General features: G+C 39.1%; 14 protein-coding genes and 1 other annotated feature. All 14 genes read left to right on the top strand.

Features of this window, described 5'->3' with window-relative positions:
• On the top strand, positions 1-355 hold a 355-nt coding region (locus BVF91_RS12595), incomplete at its 5' end, for an EF-Tu C-terminal domain-related protein (RefSeq protein WP_502688665.1).
• Between the two features lie 113 nt (positions 356-468).
• A complete protein-coding gene (rpmG, locus tag BVF91_RS12590; RefSeq protein WP_013296962.1) occupies positions 469-618 on the top strand; it encodes a 50S ribosomal protein L33 in 150 nt (49 codons plus the stop codon).
• 28 nt (positions 619-646) lie between these two features.
• Complete coding sequence (secE, locus tag BVF91_RS12585; RefSeq protein WP_013787136.1) at positions 647-847, top strand: preprotein translocase subunit SecE; 201 nt, start codon at positions 647-649, stop codon at positions 845-847.
• A 30-nt stretch (positions 848-877) separates the two neighbouring features.
• A complete protein-coding gene (nusG, locus tag BVF91_RS12580; RefSeq protein ID WP_014757914.1) occupies positions 878-1,405 on the top strand; it encodes a transcription termination/antitermination protein NusG in 528 nt (175 codons plus the stop codon).
• Positions 1,406-1,430: 25 nt separating this feature from the next.
• Positions 1,431-1,853: a 50S ribosomal protein L11 gene (gene rplK, locus BVF91_RS12575; RefSeq protein ID WP_085113710.1), complete on the top strand. Its 423-nt coding sequence runs from the start codon at positions 1,431-1,433 to the stop codon at positions 1,851-1,853.
• Positions 1,854-1,911: 58 nt separating this feature from the next.
• Positions 1,912-2,604: a 50S ribosomal protein L1 gene (rplA, locus tag BVF91_RS12570; RefSeq protein ID WP_041592050.1), complete on the top strand. Its 693-nt coding sequence runs from the start codon at positions 1,912-1,914 to the stop codon at positions 2,602-2,604.
• A 40-nt stretch (positions 2,605-2,644) separates the two neighbouring features.
• Positions 2,645-2,762, top strand: a sequence feature (ribosomal protein L10 leader region).
• 14 nt (positions 2,763-2,776) lie between these two features.
• On the top strand, positions 2,777-3,304 hold the full coding sequence (rplJ, locus tag BVF91_RS12565; RefSeq protein WP_085113709.1) for a 50S ribosomal protein L10: 528 nt from the start codon (positions 2,777-2,779) through the stop codon (positions 3,302-3,304).
• Positions 3,305-3,336: 32 nt separating this feature from the next.
• A complete protein-coding gene (rplL, locus tag BVF91_RS12560) occupies positions 3,337-3,711 on the top strand; it encodes a 50S ribosomal protein L7/L12 (RefSeq protein WP_085113708.1) in 375 nt (124 codons plus the stop codon).
• Positions 3,712-3,993: 282 nt separating this feature from the next.
• Positions 3,994-7,707, top strand: coding sequence for a DNA-directed RNA polymerase subunit beta (gene rpoB, locus BVF91_RS12555; protein ID WP_085113707.1), 3,714 nt, complete (start codon positions 3,994-3,996; stop codon positions 7,705-7,707).
• Positions 7,708-7,733: 26 nt separating this feature from the next.
• Entirely contained in the window at positions 7,734-11,288 is a 3,555-nt protein-coding gene (gene rpoC / locus BVF91_RS12550) for a DNA-directed RNA polymerase subunit beta' (RefSeq protein ID WP_085113706.1), read from the top strand.
• A gap of 84 nt (positions 11,289-11,372) precedes the next feature.
• Positions 11,373-11,618, top strand: coding sequence for a ribosomal L7Ae/L30e/S12e/Gadd45 family protein (locus BVF91_RS12545; RefSeq protein WP_013787144.1), 246 nt, complete (start codon positions 11,373-11,375; stop codon positions 11,616-11,618).
• 64 nt (positions 11,619-11,682) lie between these two features.
• The gene (gene rpsL, locus BVF91_RS12540; protein WP_013787145.1) at positions 11,683-12,054 is read left to right on the top strand and encodes a 30S ribosomal protein S12; all 372 of its coding nucleotides are present in this window, start codon (positions 11,683-11,685) and stop codon (positions 12,052-12,054) included.
• A 15-nt stretch (positions 12,055-12,069) separates the two neighbouring features.
• A complete protein-coding gene (gene rpsG, locus BVF91_RS12535; protein WP_014757920.1) occupies positions 12,070-12,540 on the top strand; it encodes a 30S ribosomal protein S7 in 471 nt (156 codons plus the stop codon).
• 48 nt (positions 12,541-12,588) lie between these two features.
• Positions 12,589-14,658, top strand: a complete 2,070-nt coding sequence (fusA, locus tag BVF91_RS12530) for an elongation factor G (protein WP_085113705.1) — start codon at positions 12,589-12,591, stop codon at positions 14,656-14,658.
• Positions 14,659-14,671: the final 13 nt, after the last annotated feature.

Genomic DNA, 14,671 nt, shown 5'->3' with positions numbered 1-14,671 from the left:
GTTGTTAAGAGGAGTAACAAGAGACGAAGTAGAAAGAGGACAAGTCTTAGCGAAACCAGGGTCAGTAAAACCGCACACGAAATTTGAAGGACAAGTATACGTGTTAACAAAAGAAGAAGGCGGAAGACACACACCATTCTTCAACGGATACAGACCACAGTTCTACTTCAGGACGACAGACGTAACAGGAGTAATAGAATTACCAGAGGGCGTAGAGATGGTAATGCCCGGAGACCACGTAACGATGACAATAGAATTAATAACACCGATAGCAATGGAAGAAGGACTAAAATTTGCTATAAGAGAAGGCGGACACACAGTAGGAGCCGGTGTTGTTTCCAAGATTCTGTCATAAAAAGGGCTGGGTATTTTACCTGGCTTTTTTTGAGTCTATACATTTAGATTGACATAAATTAATATTTATGATAAAGTTTTAAAAGTAGTTTTAAATTCCGGGAGGTGGAATTGTTGCGGGTTAAGATTACATTAGCTTGCACGGAATGTAAGCAGAGAAACTATAATACTACTAAAAACAAGAAGAACGATCCTGATAGGATAGAGCTTATGAAATACTGTAGGTTCTGCAGAAAACATACATTGCATAAAGAGACAAGGTAAAATACAAGTTATAAAGGGATGTGATTCGATGGCTGCCGATGAAAGGAGAAAAGTCGGGAAGTTTTTTAGGGAAATAAAAGCCGAGATGAAGAAAGTTACGTGGCCAACAAGAGACAATTTGATTGCATATACAGAAGTTGTACTGGTTGTGGTAATAGCATTTACATTGTTGATATTCCTTGCAGACTCGGCCTTTAGCTATCTACTGAAATTAATTATAAAAAGTTAAAGGAGGATGGGGTTTATCCCCAAATCGATGATGTCTGAAACAAATTCAGCTAAATGGTATGTAGTCCATACTTATTCCGGATATGAAAATAAGGTTAAGGCGAATCTGGAAAAGTCTGTTGAAAATAGAAATCTTCAAAATTTAATACATCAAGTCGTAGTTCCGACTGAAAAAGTGGTAGAGATAAAAGACGGCAAAAAGAAGTCTGTTGACAGAAAGGTATTTCCAGGATACGTACTGGTGAAGATGGTAATGAATGATGAATCATGGTATGTGGTAAGAAATACCAGAGGCGTAACTGGCTTTGTTGGGCCTGGATCTAAACCTGTACCACTTACTGAAGCGGAAGTGAGAAGCTTAGGCATTAAGGAGATACAGACGTCAGTAGATATAAAAGTAGGCGATAGTGTTAGGGTTATTGCCGGACCACTTGAGAATTTCATCGGTGTTGTTGAAGAGATTTACCTTGACAGACAAAAGGCTAAAGTTTTGATTTCGATGTTTGGCAGAGAAACCCCAGTGGAATTTGACTTTGTCCAGATTCAAAAAATTCAATAGATGACATGAATTAGGAGGTGTAAACATGGCTAAAAAAGTTGCTGCAGTTGTCAAGATACAGTTACCTGCAGGAAAGGCTACACCAGCTCCACCAGTAGGTACAGCTCTTGGACCACATGGTGTCAATATAATGGGTTTTTGCAAGGAGTTTAATGAAAAGACGGCAAAACAAGCTGGTTTGATCATTCCTGTAGTTATTACCATATATGCAGATAGGTCATTTTCATTCATCACAAAGACACCACCTGCGGCTGTGCTTTTAAAGAAGGCTGCTGGTATTGAAAGTGGTTCACCACAGCCTAACAAGCAGAAAGTCGCAAAGATTTCAAAGGATAAAGTAAGAGAAATAGCAGAACTGAAGATGAAAGACTTAAATGCATCAGATATTGAGGCGGCTATGAGAATGATAGCTGGTACTGCAAGAAGCATGGGCATTGAAATTGAGTAGTAGTTGTTAAGTGGGAGGACTTGTGTCCGAAAAATACCACAAGGAGGTAAAAAATAACATGAAACATGGTAAGAAGTATTTAGATAGTGTGAAATTAATAGATAAGACAAGATTGTATGATGCAAATGAAGCTGTCGATTTGGTTTTGAAGACTGCAAAGGCAAAATTTGATGAGACCGTTGATCTTTCGGTAAGGCTTGGTGTTGATCCAAGACATGCAGATCAGCAGGTCAGAGGAACTGTAATACTTCCTCACGGGACAGGCAAGACGGTTCGAGTTTTGGTTTTTGCAAAAGGCGATAAAGCAAAAGAGGCTGAAGCTGCTGGTGCTGAATATGTTGGAGCTGAAGAATTAGTCGCAAAAATTCAAAATGAAAACTGGTTTGACTACGATGTTGTTATAGCTACACCAGACATGATGGGTGTAGTAGGTAGACTTGGTAAGGTCTTAGGACCAAAAGGCTTAATGCCAAACCCAAAGGCTGGTACAGTCACATTTGACATTGAGAAGGCAGTAAAAGACGTGAAAGCTGGTAAAATTGAGTACAGAGTTGACAAAAATTCAATAATCCATGTACCTATTGGAAAAGTTTCTTTCGGACAAGAGAAATTGGTTGAGAATTTCAAGACGATAATGGATGCTATAATAAGATCTAAACCTGCAGCAGCAAAAGGACAATATTTGAGAAGCGTTGTCCTCTCATCGACGATGGGACCTGGAATCAAGGTTAATCCGCAAAGAATCGTGTAATAGCTGTTGACATAAAACCATAATAGTGATATACTCTTAAAGTAAAATTGAAAACTTACCGTAGACAGTAGGTGTGGCAACACATAAATCCTACCGAGGTTTTTGATAAAGCAAAGAAGGATCCTCATGTCTACGGTGGATCCTTTTAATATTTAAGACGGGAGGTGTAAGTTTGAGCACAGCGAGGGAAGCTAAGGAAAAAGTCGTTAGTGAGTTTAAGGATAAACTGGAAAGAGCACAATCCGTCATATTTACCAGCTACAGTGGATTGACAGTTGAGGACGATACTGCTTTAAGGAGAAAGTTTAAAGAAGCCAACGCTGAATATAAAGTATACAAAAATACTTTGATGTGGCGTGCGGCACAGGAACTGGGTTACACTGATTTGAAAAAGTACTTAGAAGGACCAACATCAGTTTCTTTCGGGTACGATGACCCTGTTACACCTGCTAAAATTCTGGTGGAATTTTTGAAGAACAGTAAAGGCTTGGAATTAAAAGCAGGTATTGTGGATGGCAAGATAGTAGGACCAGATGAAATAAAAGCGCTGTCCGAATTGCCGTCGAAAGAAGAACTTATCGCAAAAGCACTTGGCAGCATGAAGGCGCCTATAAACAACCTTGTGTACGTATTGTCTGGTACATTGAGAAGTCTTGTAATAGCTATAAATGCTGTTAAAGAGAAAAAAGAAGCACAATAACACAATAAAATAAAAAAATGGAGGTATATGTAATGAATAAGGAAGAAATCTTAGAAGCCATAAAAAGTATGACAGTTTTGGAATTAGCTGATCTAGTAAAAGCTTTGGAAGAAGAGTTTGGAGTTTCAGCAGCAGCACCTGTTGCTGTAGCAGCAGCACCTGCAGCAGGAGCAGCAGCAGCACCTGCTGAGGAGAAGACTGAATTTGATGTTATATTGTCAGATGTAGGTTCAGAAAAAATAAAGGTAATAAAAGTTGTTAGAGAGGTTACAAATCTTGGCTTAAAAGAAGCAAAAGACCTTGTAGAAGGTGCTCCAAAGCCAATTAAAGAAGGCGTAAGCAAAGATGAAGCAAATCAAATAAAGGCAAAATTCGAAGAAGTTGGAGCAAAAGTAGAAATAAAATAATTAAAATAAGTGTATTTTTAGGGAAAAAAGCATTCGTTAAGAGTGCTTTTTTTCTTTTAATTGAATATCTCTTATTGACATGCTTTTGCCATTGTGGTAATATTATATATTGCATTAACAGTGTCATTTATTACATAAATTAAAAGACGACAAGAAAATTTTTTATTACATGTAAATAATAGAATATTTGTATGTATTCTGGTAAATAATAATTATGTCTTTCTGTATATTATCCAAAAGCTTTCTCTTTTGGTTATTTTAAATTTATAAGGGGTGAAGTGGATGTTACATCCTGTTGATGCCGGCTACAAGAAGCGCATGAGCTTTGCAAGGATTGAAGAAGTCTTGGATATGCCTAATTTGATCGAAGTTCAAAAAAATTCCTATAAGTGGTTTTTGGAAGAAGGCTTAAGGGAAGTTTTCCGAGACATTTCTCCAATTGAGAGTTTTACCGGCAATTTGTCTTTAGAATTTTTAGACTACAAGCTTGATGACAATCCTAAGTACTCTGTAGAAGAATGCAAAGATAGGGATACTACTTATGCGGCTCCTATGAAAGTAAAGGTAAGATTGACTAATCGCGATACCGGTGAAATCAAGGAATCAGAGGTTTTTATGGGTGATTTTCCTTTAATGACTGACAAAGGCACTTTCATAATAAATGGAGCAGAGCGTGTCATCGTCAGTCAGTTGGTGAGATCGCCAGGAGTATATTACGAACAACAGTTTGATAAATTAGGGAAAAAGCTATTTTTTGCAACTGTTATACCAAATAGAGGTGCATGGCTGGAGTATGAAGAAGATTCAAATGATATCTTTTCTGTTAGAATTGATAGGACCAGAAAAGTTCCAATTACCGTTTTTCTAAGGGCTTTAGGTTATGGGACGGATGCACAGATATTGGAACTTTTTGGAGAAGATGAAAGGATAAAAGCAACGCTTGATAAAGATACTACGAAATCTGAAGAAGAAGGTTTGCTTGAGGTATATAAAAGATTGAGGCCTGGTGAGCCACCTACAGTTGAAAGCGCTAAAAGTTTGTTGTACTCTTTATTCTTTGATCCAAAAAGATACGATCTGGCGCATGTTGGTCGTTATAAATTTAATAAAAAGCTTGCACTAAGTTCAAGGTTAACGAATCAAAAGGCTGCTACAAAGATAGTTAATCCACTGACGGGTGAAATCATTGTTGAGGAAGGACAAAGAATATCGAGAGAGACTGCTAAAAAAATCCAGGATTGTGGCATAAATGAAGTTGAAGTGCTTGTTGAAGGAAGACCAGTGAAGATAATTGGCAATAATACTGTTGATATTAATGAATATCCGCTTTCTTTTGATGTTTCAGATCTTAAAATAAAAGAGAAAGTTCATTTGACTGTCTTGAAGGAAATCCTGGATAATTTTTCAAGCGAAGATGAGATAAAAAATGAGATAAGAAGACGACTGGATGAATTAATACCTAAACATATCACTAAAGATGACATAATTGCTTCTGTAAATTACAATTTAAATCTTTCCTATGGCATTGGGTTTGTTGATGATATTGATCACCTTGGGAATAGAAGACTTAGATCAGTTGGCGAATTACTTCAAAACCAGTTTAGAATAGGTCTATCAAGGATGGAAAGAGTAGTTAGGGAAAGAATGACTATACAGGATGTCAGCGAAATTACTGCTCAAAACTTGATAAATATTAGGCCTGTTGTGGCTGCAATTAAGGAGTTTTTTGGAAGTTCACAGCTTTCACAGTTTATGGATCAGACAAACCCCCTTGCAGAGCTGACTCACAAGAGAAGATTAAGCGCATTAGGTCCTGGAGGACTAAGCAGAGAAAGAGCCGGAATGGAAGTTAGGGATGTCCACCACACGCATTACAGCAGGATGTGTCCTATAGAAACTCCTGAAGGACCAAACATAGGACTTATAGGTTCTCTTGCTACATATGCAAGGATTAATGAGTATGGGTTTATTGAAGCTCCTTATAGAAAAGTAGATAAATCGACAGGTAAGGTTCTCAATGAGATTGTGTATATGACTGCAGATGTAGAAGATGAGTATGTGATCGCTCAAGCAGATGAGCCTCTTGATGAAGAAAATAGATTTATAAATGAGAGAGTTACAGTTCGTTCAAAAGACGACATTTTGTCAGTGCCCAGAGAAGAAGTGGATTTTATGGATGTTTCCCCGAAACAGGTGGTTTCTGTCGCTACTGCAATGATTCCTTTTTTGGAAAATGACGATGCAAACAGGGCTCTAATGGGGTCAAACATGCAGAGACAGGCTGTTCCGCTTCTTGTTCCGCAGGCGCCTATCGTTGGAACTGGCATTGAGTACAAAGCTGCCAGGGATTCAGGTGTTGTAAATATTGCAAGAAACAGTGGAATAGTAGAAAGAGTTACAGCAGATAAAATAGTCATAAAAACAGATGATGGAAGACGAGACGAGTATGAACTTCTTAAATTTAAGAGGTCAAACCAGGGGACTTGCATAAATTGTAGACCAATAGTAAATGAAGGTGATCGCGTTGAAAAAGGACAGGTTATAAGCGATGGACCTTCTACAGAGTTGGGTGAAATTGCACTTGGACGAAATGTATTGGTTGGATTTATGCCTTGGGAAGGTTACAATTACGAAGATGCTATTTTAATTAGCGAAGAACTTGTAAAAGAAGATGCTCTTACATCTATCCATATTGAGGAATACGAATCAGAAGCCAGAGACACAAAATTAGGACCTGAAGAAATAACAAGGGATATTCCTAATGTTGGCGAAGAAGCATTAAAGGATTTAGACGAGAGGGGAATCATACGCATCGGTGCAGAGGTTACGGCTGGAGACATTCTCGTCGGAAAAGTGACTCCAAAAGGTGAAACAGAGCTCACTGCAGAAGAAAGACTATTAAGAGCCATATTTGGAGAGAAAGCAAGGGAAGTCAGAGATACTTCTTTAAGAGTTCCACATGGTGAAGGCGGTATAGTTGTAGATGTTAAAGTGTACACGAGAGAAAATGGTGATGAACTGCCTCCAGGAGTAAATGAGATGGTGAGAGTTTTTATCGCACAGAAGAGAAAGATATCTGTTGGCGATAAGATGGCAGGTAGGCACGGAAACAAAGGTGTCGTTTCAAGGATACTTCCCGTTGAGGATATGCCATTTTTACCGGATGGCACACCACTTCAGATTTGTTTGAATCCTCTTGGCGTTCCTTCCCGTATGAATATCGGTCAGGTTTTGGAAGTACACTTGGGACTGGCAGCAAAAGCGTTAGGGTGGTACATGGCTACACCGGTATTTGATGGTGCACATGAGGAAGACATACAAGAGCTGCTTGAAAAAGCGGGATTCTCGCCAGATGGAAAGATACAACTTTACGATGGAAGAACAGGTGAACCTTTTGATCATCCAGTTACTGTTGGATATATGTACATGCTTAAGTTGCATCATCTTGTTGACGATAAAATGCATGCCAGATCTACAGGACCATATTCTCTTGTTACACAGCAGCCACTTGGCGGTAAAGCACAGTTTGGTGGTCAGAGATTTGGTGAGATGGAAGTATGGGCCCTTGAAGCATATGGTGCTGCTCACACATTGCAAGAGATACTTACAGTTAAGTCTGATGATATAACGGGACGTGTGAAAACATACGAATCTATAGTCAAAGGTGAAAATATACCAGAACCAGGTGTTCCAGAGTCATTTAAGGTTCTTGTCAAAGAGCTGCAAAGTCTTTGCCTTGATGTTAAAGTGTTGACGGAGGATAATCAAGAAGTAGCACTGAAAGAATTTGAAGATGACGACGATGATGACATCTCAGAAGATACGATAAACATTAATATTGAAGGCAGAGAAGATGCACCACCAGAAGTAAATTATGGCGAAGAATTTAACGAAGATTTTGATGAAGATAAGGATGCATTTGACGATCTTAACTTTGAACCTAACGATATAGACTTTGGCGATAGTGACAGCTTTGATGATGATTATGATCTATAAAATTATTATGAAGGGAGCGAAACTCCTTGTTTGAGCTTAAAAATTTTGATTCGATGAAAATAGGACTTGCTTCACCTGAAAAGATAAGGGAATGGTCGAGAGGTGAAGTGAAAAAACCTGAGACTATAAATTACAGGACTTTAAAGCCAGAAAGAGAAGGATTGTTTTGTGAAAAGATATTTGGACCTACGAAGGACTGGGAATGCCACTGCGGCAAGTACAAGAGAGTAAGGTACAAAGGTGTTATATGTGATAGATGTGGTGTCGAAGTCACGAGGTCGAAGGTTAGACGTGAAAGAATGGGGCATATTGAACTTGCTGCCCCTGTTTCCCATATATGGTATTTCAAGGGTATACCAAGCCGCATGGGATTGATACTCGACATGTCGCCGAGAGCCCTTGAAAAAGTTTTGTACTTTGCGTCTTACGTTGTAATAGATCCTGGTGAGACTAACCTTTCTAAGAAGCAGCTTTTAAGCGAGAAAGAGTACAGAGAGTATTTAGATAAATACGGCAACAAGTTTAAAGCAGGCATGGGTGCTGAATCAATAAAAGAGCTTTTACAAGAGATTGACCTTGAGAAGTTGTCAAAAGAGTTAAAGGCTGAAATTAGGGAGTCAACAGGTCAAAAGCGCGTGAGAGCAATAAGAAGATTAGAAGTTGTGCAAGCATTTTTGGATTCAGGAAATAAGCCTGAATGGATGATACTTGACGTCATACCTGTAATTCCACCTGATTTAAGGCCAATGGTTCAATTGGATGGTGGAAGGTTTGCAACATCGGATTTGAACGATCTTTATAGAAGGGTCATAAATAGAAATAATAGATTAAAAAGACTTCTTGACTTAGGCGCTCCTGACATCATAGTCAGAAACGAGAAGAGAATGTTGCAGGAAGCCGTTGATGCCCTTATTGATAATGGAAGAAGAGGAAGACCAGTTACAGGCCCTGGTAATAGACCACTGAAGTCTTTGTCTGATATGTTAAAAGGTAAGCAAGGAAGATTTAGGCAGAACCTGTTAGGTAAGAGGGTAGACTATTCTGGCCGTTCTGTTATAGTGGTTGGTCCGGAATTAAAGCTTTATCAGTGCGGTCTTCCTAAGGAGATGGCTCTTGAGCTTTTCAAGCCTTTTGTGATGAAAAGGCTTGTTGACAAAGGAATAGCACAACATATAAAGAGTGCTAAAAGAATGGTGGAAAAGGTCCGCCCAGAGGTTTGGGATGTATTAGAAGATGTAATCAAAGAGCATCCAGTTCTTTTAAACAGAGCACCTACACTACACCGTTTAGGAATACAGGCATTTGAACCTGTCTTAGTAGAAGGCAGGGCTATAAAGCTTCATCCTTTGGTATGTACGGCTTACAACGCTGACTTTGATGGAGACCAGATGGCAGTCCACGTTCCTTTGACTGTAGAGGCGCAAGCAGAAGCGAGATTTTTAATGCTGGCTGCTAACAACATATTAAAGCCACAGGATGGAAAGCCTGTCATGACGCCTACTCAGGATATGGTTTTAGGGTGCTACTATCTGACAGGCGATGAAGACGGCGTCTTAGGTGAAGGTAGGTTATTTAAAGATTACGAAGAAGCTCTTATGGCATATCAATTAGGTCAAATAAACATTCATGCTAAGATAAAAGTGAGAATGAAGAGAGAGGTAAATGGCGAGATCAAGACTAAAGTCATCGAGACAACTATAGGAAAGCTTATATTCAATTCAGCTATTCCTCAAGATTTGGGCTTTGTAGACAGGACAAATCCTGATACTATGTTTGACCTGGAGGTATCCACTTTAGTTGATAAGTCGAAATTGGGCAAGATATTGGATAGGGTGTACAGAGTGCATGGGCCTACAAAGACTGCTGAAACCTTAGACAAGATAAAAGCTTTAGGCTATCAATACTCTACTAAAGCTGCATTGACTGTCAGCGTTTCTGATATGGTAATACCTGAAGCAAAGAAGACTCTTTTAAATGAAGCTGACGAAGCAGTTAAGAAAATAGATGCTCAGTTTAGGCGCGGTCTCATTTCAGAAGAAGAAAGGTATGAAAGCGTCATTAGAACGTGGAACATGACGACAGAAAAAGTAAGTGACGCTCTTATGGCTAATCTTGATAGATTCAATCCTATATTCATGATGGCTCATTCAGGTGCAAGAGGTAGTAAAAACCAGATAAAGCAGTTAGCTGGTATGAGAGGATTGATGGCAAACCCTGCAGGTAGGATAATTGAGCTTCCTATAAGGTCTAACTTCAGAGAAGGACTCAATGTGTTGGAATTCTTTATTTCTACTCATGGTGCCAGAAAGGGCTTAGCTGATACAGCTTTAAGAACTGCCGATTCAGGTTATTTAACACGTAGGCTTGTAGATGTAAGCCAGGATGTAATAATAAGGGAAGATGATTGCGGCACAGATGAAGGAATTTATGTAACCGAGATTAAGGAAGGCAATGAAGTAATAGAAAAGCTTGCAGATAGATTGAGCGGAAGAGTATCATTGGAGGACATAAAAGATCCTACTACAGGCCAAATAATAGTAAAGAAAAATACGATGATTTCCGAAGAAGATGCAGAGAAGATTGAAGAATTAGGCATCAAAAAGGTTAAGATAAGATCGCTTTTGACGTGCAAATCAAAGCATGGCGTCTGCAGGATGTGCTATGGAAGGAACTTGGCTACCGGTTCGCAAGTTGAGATCGGCGAGGCTGTCGGTATAATTGCAGCGCAGGCTATAGGAGAACCAGGTACACAGCTTACAATGAGGACTTTCCATACTGGTGGTGTTGCTGGTGCTGATATAACACAAGGTTTACCGAGGGTTGAAGAGCTGTTTGAAGCGAGAAAGCCAAAAGGATTAGCCGTCATATCTGAGATACCAGGTATTGTTAAGATAAATGAAACCAAAAAGAAGAGAGAAGTTGTAATAACAGACAATGAAAATAATATTTCAAAGACATACCTTATACCTTACGGTTCAAGGCTTAAAGTTCAAGATGGACAGTACATCGAAGCAGGTGACGAGCTTACAGAAGGATCTGTGAATCCGCATGACATATTGAAGATAAAAGGATTATTTGCGGTTCAGACGTATTTATTGCAGGAAGTTCAAAAGGTGTATAGATTGCAAGGCGTTGAAATAAACGACAAACACATTGAGGTAATAATACGTCAAATGATGAGAAAGATTAAGATTGAAGATTCTGGAGATACATCAATGATGCCTGGCGAACTGGTAGACATGTTTGCTTTTGAGGAAGAAAACAGAAAAGCCGTGGAGAAAGGCTTAAGGCCAGCTTCAGGGACGAGAGCTCTTTTGGGAATTACAAAAGCTGCACTTGCTACAGATTCATTCTTATCTGCTGCATCATTCCAGGAGACAACCAGAGTTTTGACTGATGCGGCTATAAAAGGAAAAGTTGATCCTTTGATAGGTCTTAAGGAAAATGTCATAATTGGTAAACTGATTCCGGCAGGAACGGGTTTGTCAAGGTATAGAAACATTGTCGTTAAGACTGCGGGTCAATCAGAAAGTGAAGAAAATGTCGCTGAAAGTGATAATGTAGAGGCGAATGTAAAATAATATCTATTGTTGACAGAGATTGACCTTAATGATAAAATATTTAAGTGTGTTAAAAACTACTTCCATGTAGGGAGGAAGAACTTAATGAGTTCAAGTAAAAGCAGTTCTTCTAAAATGGTTATAGGAGCGAAGCAGACATTTAAAGCTGTTACAAATGATAAAGCTGCTAAAGTATATATTGCTCGGGATGCTGAAGAACATGTAACTAAAAAAATCATTGATGCTTGTAATTCAAAGTCTATCGAAATAGTTTATATAGACACAATGAGTGAATTAGGTGATATGTGCGGCATTGATGTTGGAGCAGCTACTGCTGCTGAATTAAAGTAAGAGCAATGAGATTTATCCCCTAAATAGGGGATAAATCTTCTAAAAATTGGAAGGAGGTGGAATGATGCCGACGATCAATCAATTAGTAAGAGAAGGAAGAAAGAAAGTTAAATATAAATCCGCATCCCCGGCATTAAAAGGTAATCCTCAAAAGAGGGGCGTTTGCACTGTTGTTAAAACTACAACACCAAAGAAGCCTAACTCTGCTTTAAGAAAAATAGCAAGGGTAAGACTTGTCAATAACACAGAAGTCACAGCATATATACCAGGTATTGGCCACAATCTTCAAGAGCACTCTGTAGTACTTATAAGAGGTGGAAGGGTAAAAGACTTGCCTGGTGTTAGATACAAAATTATAAGAGGAACACTTGATGCAGCTGGAGTTGCAAACAGGAAACAAGCTCGCTCACAATATGGTGCTAAGAAACCTAAATGATAGGAGGGATAGTGAATGCCTAGAAAAGGCTATGTAGCAAAACGCGATGTGCTACCAGATCCAGTATATAATAGCAAAAAAGTGACAAAGCTAATAAATAAGATAATGTACAGTGGCAAGAGAGGCATAGCACAGAAGATATGCTACGGTGCATTTGATTTAATACGAGAAAAGACTGGTAGAGATCCATTAGAAGTATTTGAAGAGGCATTGAACAATGTCATGCCTGTTCTTGAAGTAAAGCCGAGACGTGTAGGCGGTGCGACTTACCAAGTACCTGTTGAGGTAAGGCCTGAGAGGAGACAAACTCTTGGAATCAGATGGATCATTGACTTTGCAAGAAAAAGAAGCGGAAGGACAATGGTTGAAAAATTAGCAGCCGAAATCATGGATGCTGCAAATAATACAGGTGCTAGCGTAAAGAAAAGAGAAGATACACATAAAATGGCTGAAGCAAATAAAGCATTCGCACATTACAGATGGTAATAATGGTTATGGTAGTGTGTATTATATGGGCAGGAAAGGAGGATATAAATGCCTAGAGATTACAGCTTAGATAAAGTTAGGAATATTGGAATAATGGCGCATATAGATGCTGGCAAAACTACTACTACCGAAAGAATACTGTTTTATACAGGAAAAGTCCATAAAATAGGTGAAGTCCATGAGGGAAATGCTACAATGGACTGGATGGAGCAAGAGCAGGAAAGGGGTATTACGATAACTTCTGCTGCTACAACATGCTATTGGAAAGATCACAAGATAAATATAATAGATACGCCGGGACACGTGGACTTTACAGTTGAGGTAGAGCGCTCTTTAAGAGTATTAGATGGTGCAGTTGCAGTCTTTTGCGCAAAGGGTGGCGTTGAGCCACAATCAGAGACAGTTTGGAGACAGGCTGATAAATACAGAGTTCCAAGATTGGCTTACGTAAATAAGATGGACATAATGGGTGCGGACTTTTTTAATGTAATTAAAATGATGAAAGAAAGATTAAACGCAAATCCTGTAGCAATACAGCTTCCTATTGGAAAAGAGGATACGTTTGTTGGGATCATTGACTTGATTAAGATGCGTGCTATCATATACGAAGATGATTTAGGTACAGTATCAGACGAAGTCGAGATTCCTGCAGATTTAAAGGATTTAGCTGAAGAGTACAGAGAAAAGCTATTAGAAGCTGTTTCAGAGCAAGATGAAGTTTTGATGGAAAAATACTTAGAAGGCGAAGAGATTACAGAAGAGGAAATACACGCTGCTTTAAGAAAGGGAACTATCAACAACGAGCTGGTGTGTGTAACTTGCGGTTCTTCTTACAAGAACAAAGGTGTTCAGCCGATGCTGGATGCTGTCGTAAGGTATCTGCCATCTCCTATAGATATTCCTGCTGTAAAAGGCATGAAGCTTAATAGTGATGAGGAGATAGAGAGAAAGGCAGATGACAACGAACCATTCTCAGCACTTGCTTTTAAGATAATGGCTGATCCTTATGTCGGAAAACTTGCGTTTTTCAGAGTATATTCTGGAACTTTGGAAGCAGGTTCATATGTTTTAAATTCCACAAAAGGAAAGAAAGAGAGAATAGGAAGAATTCTTCAGATGCACGCTAATCACAGGAAGGAAATTGATAAAGTTTATACAGGTGATATAGCTGCAGCAGTTGGACTGAAAGATACAACTACAGGCGATACATTGTGCGATGAAAATCAGCCTATTCTATTAGAGTCGATGGAGTTCCCTGAACCTGTTATAAGAGTTGCGATAGAGCCAAAAACTAAAGCTGCTCAGGATAAAATGGCAGTAGCTCTTCAAAAGTTAGCTGAAGAAGATCCTACATTTAAGACGTACACAGATCAAGAGACAGGCCAGACTATTATAGCCGGTATGGGCGAGTTGCACTTGGAAATCATAGTCGACAGAATGAAGAGAGAATTTAATGTAGAGTGCAACGTCGGCAAACCACAAGTTGCTTATAAAGAGACCATAACAAAACCTGTGCGCGTAGAAGGAAAATTCATAAGGCAGTCAGGTGGACGTGGTCAGTATGGTCATGTATGGCTTGAAATGGAACCTTTAGAGAGAGGTCAAGGATATCAATTTGAAAATAAGATAGTCGGTGGTGTTATACCAAAAGAATACATTCCTTCAGTAGATGCCGGTGTGCAGGAAGCAATGGAAAATGGCATCCTTGGAGGATACGAAGTTGTTGACGTTAAAGTTTCATTAGTTGACGGTTCATACCATGAAGTCGACTCATCTGATATGGCATTTAAGATAGCAGGTTCAATGGCTTTCAAAGAAGGTATGAAAAAGGGTGGCGCTGTTCTTTTAGAGCCTATAATGGAAGTGGAAGTCGTTGTTCCTGAGGAATATATGGGCGATGTAATGGGTGATATAAACTCAAGGCGTGGAAGAATTGAAGGTATGATGGATAGAGCTGGTGCGAAAGTCATAAGAGGCATGGTTCCACTGGCTGAAATGTTTGGATATGCTACAGACCTTCGTTCGAAAACTCAAGGAAGAGGTACTTATACGATGCAATTTAGCCATTATGAAGAAGTACCTAAAAACATCGCTGATCAAATATTAGAAAAAAAATAAAAAATTAATGTAA

The organism is Thermoanaerobacterium sp. PSU-2, assembly GCF_002102475.1.
Lineage (GTDB): Bacteria > Bacillota > Thermoanaerobacteria > Thermoanaerobacterales > Thermoanaerobacteraceae > Thermoanaerobacterium.
Note: the sequence above shows the minus strand (reverse complement) of the source record. Positions and strands in the feature narration are given on the sequence as shown.

Bases quoted from the DNA above. Each gene is read 5' to 3' on its own strand.
- secE (WP_013787136.1), top strand. From the start codon at position 647: ATGGCTGCCGATGAAAGGAGAAAAGTCGGGAAGTTTTTTAGGGAAATA.
- nusG (WP_014757914.1), top strand. From the start codon at position 878: ATGTCTGAAACAAATTCAGCTAAATGGTATGTAGTCCATACTTATTCC.
- rplK (WP_085113710.1), top strand. From the start codon at position 1,431: ATGGCTAAAAAAGTTGCTGCAGTTGTCAAGATACAGTTACCTGCAGGA.
- rplA (WP_041592050.1), top strand. From the start codon at position 1,912: ATGAAACATGGTAAGAAGTATTTAGATAGTGTGAAATTAATAGATAAG.
- rplL (WP_085113708.1), top strand. From the start codon at position 3,337: ATGAATAAGGAAGAAATCTTAGAAGCCATAAAAAGTATGACAGTTTTG.
- rpoB (WP_085113707.1), top strand. From the start codon at position 3,994: ATGTTACATCCTGTTGATGCCGGCTACAAGAAGCGCATGAGCTTTGCA.
- BVF91_RS12545 (WP_013787144.1), top strand. From the start codon at position 11,373: ATGAGTTCAAGTAAAAGCAGTTCTTCTAAAATGGTTATAGGAGCGAAG.
- rpsL (WP_013787145.1), top strand. From the start codon at position 11,683: ATGCCGACGATCAATCAATTAGTAAGAGAAGGAAGAAAGAAAGTTAAA.
- rpsG (WP_014757920.1), top strand. From the start codon at position 12,070: ATGCCTAGAAAAGGCTATGTAGCAAAACGCGATGTGCTACCAGATCCA.
- fusA (WP_085113705.1), top strand. From the start codon at position 12,589: ATGCCTAGAGATTACAGCTTAGATAAAGTTAGGAATATTGGAATAATG.